This is a genomic window from Streptomyces anatolicus, from assembly GCF_019400875.1.
Classification (GTDB): domain Bacteria; phylum Actinomycetota; class Actinomycetes; order Streptomycetales; family Streptomycetaceae; genus Streptomyces; species Streptomyces anatolicus.
In genome coordinates this window covers 1-7,044 of record NZ_WMBF01000330.1, presented here as the reverse complement: position 1 = coordinate 7,044, position 7,044 = coordinate 1, and the positions used below count along the sequence as shown (strand labels likewise).

Annotated in this window: 2 protein-coding genes and 2 pseudogenes; 3 read left to right on the top strand and 1 reads right to left on the bottom strand. The window is 69.9% G+C overall.

Translation table 11 applies throughout. The features are described from left to right. The 3 genes and pseudogenes from GKQ77_RS23870 to GKQ77_RS23860 all read left to right on the top strand — a co-directional run. A pseudogene (locus tag GKQ77_RS23870) lies at positions 1-974 on the top strand (hypothetical protein); the annotation flags it as partial. Continuing rightward, on the top strand, positions 974-4,615 hold the full coding sequence (locus GKQ77_RS23865; RefSeq protein ID WP_219690985.1) for a hypothetical protein: 3,642 nt from the start codon (positions 974-976) through the stop codon (positions 4,613-4,615). The pseudogene GKQ77_RS23870 and the gene GKQ77_RS23865, both read left to right, overlap by 1 nt. 26 nt (positions 4,616-4,641) lie before the next feature. Continuing rightward, positions 4,642-5,997 (top strand): hypothetical protein, encoded by a 1,356-nt coding sequence (locus GKQ77_RS23860; RefSeq protein ID WP_219690984.1) that lies wholly within the window; start codon positions 4,642-4,644, stop codon positions 5,995-5,997. Between the two features lie 172 nt (positions 5,998-6,169). Here GKQ77_RS23860 and GKQ77_RS23855 read toward each other — a convergent pair. Further along, positions 6,170-7,044: pseudogene (locus tag GKQ77_RS23855) on the bottom strand (hypothetical protein); the annotation flags it as partial.

The window sequence follows — 7,044 nt, the reverse complement described above, 5'->3', positions numbered from 1 at the left end:
GAGACCCGGCGCGCTCCTCGGTCGACCCGGACGCCCCGCCCGCCCTCGGCGCGCTGCGCGAACTCGCCTCCGTCGGCTTCCGCGAGCGGCTCAGCACCGGCCTCACGAGCCCCCAGCTCCCGGACGACGCCGGACGCAGGACGCCGCGGCCGAGAGTGACACGTACGCAGTCAAGGTCCGTGCTCGCGGAAGAACGCGCCGCCTCCCTCCTGCGGACCACCGCGGAACGCAACGCCGAGACCATCGCCGCCTGGCAGGCCCGCCTCGGCCTGCTCCAGGGCGTGCCGTTCCACCACCTCGTGCCCGACCCGCGCATGCTGCCCCTGGAATCCCTGCGGATGTTCCGCCTCGACCAGGGCTGGCTGGACGCGCTCGTCGCCGGAGCCGCCGACGTCGGCGTGCACACCTCCGTCGACAGCCGCCTCGCCCCCATGCTCAACCGGGCCACCGCCCGGTCGGGCAGCGCGAAGCGGGCCGCCGGCGGGCTGCTCATCCACTCCGAACTCATTCCCGCCTGGCCGGACATCAAGGTCAACGCCTACCTCAAGGACGGCACCGTCCTCACCGAACTGCGCCGCGCCACACCGGACGAGAGGATCCTGCTCATCCTCTGGGACGGCGTTCCCGACAAGGTCGTCATCCGCGAACCGGGACAGGGCATCCACTACGGCATCGACTCCGGGAACCGCCTCGGCCTGCGCAGCCTGGCCGCCGACCCGCCGATCGGCACCCCGCTGGAGACCTACTACCCGGCCACCGGCAGCCTCTTCGACCTCCACCTGCGCTCCGACCCGGACACGGGACCCGCGGTGCTCCAGATGTTCGGCACCGGCGGCCTGGTGCCCGCCCTGGCCCGGGAGTTCGGGCTCACCGACCTGGATCCCGGACAGCTGGCCCTGGAACTCGTCAACGCCCCGCTGGAACAGGAAATCCTCAGCCCCACCGGCACCGCTGCCCGGACGGAGACCGCCTGATGAGCGCCACGGACCTGATCGTCCCCGTCAAGGTGAACGCCCTTGTCGTCAACCGGCTGACCCGCACCGCCGAGACGTTCAACCGGTGGACGCCCAACTTCGACGCCATGATCGAGGAGGGCGCGGGCGCGGAGCCGCCCCCCGGCGTCGGCACCGAGACCATGGGCCCGGACAGCGAAGGCGTCTACGTCCAGTGGCAGTTGCCCGAGGCGCTGGCCAACGGGCACTACGACCAGACGACAGGGGAGACGACCTTTCCCTTCGTCCCCAACCGCTGGCTGGTCGTGCGCTACAGCACCACAGCGGCGGCGGCGGACCGCAAGGCCGTCGGGTGGATCGTGCAGAGCGACTACCTGGAGAGCCGCCCGGTCCAGGACGCCGACGGCAACGACATCTACGGCACCAACAAGCACCCGAACCCCGACTCACCGGAGGGCGCTCCGCTGGAGCTGACCTTCCTCGGCCGCCGCCACGACCTCGCCCAGGCGCCGTGGACCGAACCACCCGCCCAGAAGCCGCACCTGACCGCGGCCGGGCCCGGACTCCCCGGCTTCGCGGCCTACCAGCCGTACAACAAAGACGTGTTCTCGATCCACGACACCCTTGAGGACCTCAAGGGCGACCTGGACAATTACCCGCCCGACGCGACGCTGAGCTACTTCGTCGTCGGCTGGTACAGCGACGACGCACTCGACTACCTCAACCGCGCCGCGTCCGTGCCCGGCCTGCTCCCGCCGGACGCGGACGGGACGGCCGACCTCCTCGAAGCCCTCGGCTGGACCACCCCCGAAGGCACCGCCGCCGACGCCCTGGACCGCACCCTCTACAGCGGCTCGGCGCTGGGAGTCGACTGGCAGCGCGAAGGCGCCACCCACGAGTCCGACAAACCGAGCAACATCGAGCTCAGCAAGATCCTCACGCTGGGCAGCAGCAGCGCCGAAGCCCTCGGCCGGCTGGCCGCCCGCCAGACCTGGTCCGCGCGCACCGGGGACCTCGTACGTTCCCTCTTCCACGGCACCCTGGAAACACTCGACACCGCCGACGGCGAAGAGGACCTCGACACCCTCACCCATCACTCCTGGTTCTCCGGCTCCGACGGCGGCCATGTCTGGAAGGTGACCGCGCGCCCCGTCGAAGGGGACGACGAGCTACCACCCCCGCCGCCGGAACCCGGATGGCTGACCGGACTCAACGACGTCCAGCGGCAGTACGACGACCTCACGCCCAGGCTCCGCCGCTCCCAGCAGCGCCTGTGGAACATCTGGTGGCTGCGCAACAAGCCGGTTCCCCCGTTCACCCCTGAGCACCCCGAGGGATTCGACGCCGCAGCTGACGTCCAGCTCAACGAGAGCGATGCGACGAGTCTGGCCGGGCGGACCAAGGCTCTGCTCGACGAACAATTCGTGCTGTTGCGGCAACTGCCCACCGGCGGCACCCCGGAGGAACTCGCGGCCGACATCGCGAAGTACGCGACCGAACGCGGACTCGACCCGCGCTACCAGCTGGAGCGCACAGCCCGCGAGTCCTACTACCGCCCCGCCGACCCGGTCGTGCTCATCAAGGACACCGGCGCCAAGGAACCCCTCACCCGGGACACCCCGCTGCCCTGCCGCCTTCCCGAGGCCCTGATCACCCGGATCACCGTCGGCGGCACGACCTACGACCGGCCCACCACTCCGCCCAGCCCGGGACTGGCCGGACTCCCCGACGCCTGCACCCCGCTCCTCGCGGAGTTCGCCCTCCTGGACCAGGTGGCCCGGGTCCCCGGCGCTCTCGACGCGGCTCTCAAGGACCCCGCCGCCGTCACCGGGCCAGTCCCCGAGCACACCGCGTCCTGGCGGCAGCCCTGGCTGCCCATGCACCTCGAATACGAACTGAAGTACTGCCCCACGCCCTTCCAGGCCGGCGACACCACCTACTGGACCTTCAACGGCAGCCGCTACGAATGGTCCGGCCGGGGAGCCCAGCCCGGCGGCGGCGAAGCCAACCTGCGCTGGCTCACCTTCAAGAACCGGGCGTTCCTCACCCCGAGCGTGCCGTGGGTCCTGCAGAAGCAGATCGACCGCTACCTCGACACCTACTCCGGCGCTCCCACCGAAGGCCTGCTCGCCCTGCGCGAGGAACTCGGCCACCCCGGAATGCTCTCCCAGCGCCTCGACGGCTTCCACGACTGGCTCGTCCAGCAGGACTCCACCGCCAGGACCACCGTGCACGTCCCCGAGGCCGTCGCCGGGCTCGTCGGCGACATCCAGAGCGTCCCGGAAGGCGGCCCGCTCGAACCGCCCGCCGACGACCCCGGAACACCGTTCCAGCCGGTCCGGGCCGGCCAGTTCACCTTTCACGACCTGCGCATCGTCGACCGCTTCGGACGCACCTACGACATCGTCAACAGCGGCAACTACGAACGGGTCTCCCTCACCCTCGCGGAGAGCGTTGCCCCTGATGAGGTCCTGCACGAGGACCTCATCGGCACGGCCCGCTTCGTCCAGCTCGGCCCGCGTCTCCTCCAGGGCGCCCGCGTGCGGCTGGAGACCGTACGTGCCGTGGACGGACAGCGGCTCTCACCGATGGCTCGCGCGGCCACGACGGAAAACCCCCTGGCCGGCTGGCTGCTGCTCAACCATCTCGACCAGACCCTCGTCGTCCACGGACCCGACGGCGTCAGTCTCGGCGAACTCCGCGTCGTCAAGGACATCGACGGCGCGGACGACAGCGTGTGGCTGCCGCTCCCCGGCTCGCCCCATCCCGACGTCGACGCCCAGGAGTTCGAGGACGCCATGCCGCACCTGGCCCGGTTCGTCCGCACCCTGAAGGACAAACCCGCCGCCGCGCTGACCGGTCTGCTCGACACCATCGACCAGACCCTCGACACCATCCTCGACGACGCGGCCCAGGAGGACGGCTCTCCGCTGCGGCTCATCGGCCGTCCGCTCGCGCTGGTGCGCGCCGATCTGGGCGTCGAGCTCGAAGGACCACTGCTGAGCAATCCGAGCTGGGACCAGGTGCTCGGGGAGTCGGAGGAGGAGTACGACGGATATCGCTGGCCGGTCCGGCTCGGCAACGAGAAGCGGCTCGGCGACGGCCTCATCGGGTACTTCGCCGGGGCGACCGGACCCGACCAGGAGACCTCGTACGAGCTCTTCCACGCGGTCATGCCGAAGGGCGGCGGGGGCTACCTGACCCCGATCGACAAAGGCCACGGCCTGGCCGTGCCCGCGCGCACCCCGGACCAGCCGGTGACGCACCACCTGACGCTGCTGGTGGATCCGTACGCGGCGGTGCACGCCACCACGGACATCCTCCCGGTGACCAAGGTCCAGCTCCCCGACGACCTGGTGTCCGAGGCGATGCGGCGGATCCGGGCGTCCTTCCGGCTCGGCCCACTGCTCGCGGCCGAGCGGGTCGACAAGGCCGAGGAAGTCAGGCGGGCACGGGCGGGAGAGGAGCCGACGGAGGCAGGTGTGGTGCTGCCGCAGCCCGCGTCGTGGCACGGAGCGTGGAGCTGGGCCGAGCCGCGCGGGTCGGAGACCGAGTGGGTGGAGCTGCCGATCGTTCCTGCTGATTCCGCGGCGCACTTCGGGGATCCGCAGGCGGAGGCCCGCTATGGATACCTGCTGCTCGACGCGACCGAGAAGTCCTGAACCTCCGTTAACAGAGAGGCTGTTGCATGAGCGTCGTCATGGTGAACGCCACCAACCTGCTGCCGTACGAACCGTCGACCGACCCGAAGCCGTTGCGGGTGAGTTCCGCCGAGGAAACCGAGTACGGCTCCGTCAACATCAATGTCGGCGGCGGGATCACCACGTCGGCCTGGTGCAACAAAATCACCGTCCGGGTGCCGGTCGGCGCGGGGGCCGAGCACCTCACCACCGAGGGCGCCGACATCAAGACCGGTGCCAGCACCGGCTGGACGCCCTCCGCCCCCACCGTCTCCGGCGGCTTCGCGGTCATCACCTTCACCCCGGCCCGCGCGGTGCAGTTCACCGGGCAGATCGTCACCCTCACCCTGTCCAACATCGCGGTCAACCGCACGGCGGGTCAGGTCTCCATCGCGATCGTCGAGAGTTCGTCAAGGACGAACGGGAGCTTCACCAACAAGGACGCCGCGGTCGAGGTCGACAAGTTCCCGGCCGGGTTCGTGTTCCGGAACTTCGCGCCCGAGAAGATCATGGTGGAGAACGGTGAGGTCGCCGTGCTCCGCTGGGAGGGCTCGGACGCGAAGTACACCATGCACTGGGGCGACACCCCGGCCGGAGTAACCCTCGACAAGGAACGTGTCTGGCCCACCCCGCGCGGCCTGACCACCGTCACCGGCTTCATGCTCCGCGCCGAAGTCACCGCCGGTGGCGTCACCCTCACCCACACCCTGACCACGGCCGTCACCGTACGCATTCCTGACCTCGTCGTCAGGAACCTCACCGTCCAGGGCCCGGCCACATTCGCCGACAGCGTCAGCCTCAGCAACACCGCCAAGGACCTGACGGTGGCCGGATCGGTGCGGGGTGCGGGCAGCAACCCGCTGCGGGTCAGTCAGAACGCGGGTCTGAAGGTCGACGCGGTCCTGAATGTCATCGGGGCGAGCACCTTCAACGGCGACGTGACTGCCAAAGGCTCTGTCACCGCTGTCGGGGGCGGGAAGATCGTCCGGATCGCCGACCTCCGCGGCCCGTACGGCGTACCGCTCAAAATCAACAGTCACGTCAACGTCTTGCCCGGCAACAGCGTCACCATCACTGACAATCTCACCGCCAACGGCAATATCAAGGCCGGAGGAAATCGGGTGCTCCGGGCGGGCGACGCGCTCCGCTTCAAGAGCATCACGAACCGATACCTCAGCGAGGGTTACGACTACGGGGGAACCCATGAGGTCGTTAATTCTTCCAGGACCCTCTACACCACAGCGGTCTGGCAGACCTCGCATTATTCCTCTGCCAGCTCGTTCGTAGAGACAGGCGAGCACGACCAGGCGCCGGTAGTCCCCCCGAGGCCGGACCAGACGATCGCCGCAGACCCGGAACTCTGACCCGGCCGCCCCCGAGGAACATTTCGCGAGGGTGGATGGCTTCCCGTACGACGGTGTGGGTCCTGGTGTTGTACCGGATGATGCGGTGTTCCGCGACGCCGGACCCAAAACCAGAGGTCGTTGACCGGCCCCCTGCGGCCGAGAGCGTGTCGGTGCTGTGGGCCGGGCGATGTCACCCGCCCGGTGCGCGCTGGGTGCCGGCCTGGTGCGTGGTGAGTGTGGTGCGCAGATGGTCGGCGGTGGCCCGGTGGGCGGCTGACTCCGCGGAGAGGGCCGAGAGCAGGTTCGCCTCCACTCTCAGGTAGGGCAGGTTCTGGAGGGTGACCGCGGGCAGTGCTTCCGGCCGGGGCTTGCGCAGGCGGCTCGCGAACCCGGCCAGGGCGGGCATCACCTGCGGCAGATAGCGCTCCAGAAGGTCCGCGGTCTGGTAGGTCTGGGTCGAATCGCTCTGGGCCAGGAGGCACTGGCGTACCCCGTCGGCGAAGTCGAAGGTGACCCGGCCGTAGGAGCTGGGCTTGTCGGCAGGCTGCTCGTAGGCCACCAGAAGGTTGCTCGTGAGGATGCGGGACAGGTCGCTCGGGGTCGCGAAAGGGTGGGACTTGTCGGCGATGAGGTCCATCACATAGCGGTTGAGCGGTGCCATGGCGAGGCGTATGGCCAGTCTGAAGGTGCCTTCGGGGACCGCGGTCTCGAAGGCGGCGACCCGCTCGCTGGCCGTCAGCGGCGGATCGGACGGCCCTGCCTGGCCGGGGATGAAGACGTCTTGTGCGGTGCCCCCGAGGCAGGCGGCCGGGTCGGCGACAGTGCTTTCCGCGAGGCCGGGCGGGAACTCCACGACGTGCTGATGGACGCGGGCTTTCGACAGCAGCAGCCGCACCCACTGCTCCACCCATCGCTTGCGCAGCTCCAGGACCGGGATGAGGGGTGCGGCAGGCAGCTTGGCCTCGGCGGCGTCCTGTTCCTCGCTGTCGTGGCTGACCAGGGCGCGGTTGGTGCAGCCGCGCTCGGGGGCGCGCAGGCGGGCGGGGCGGGTGGACAGGGCGGCCA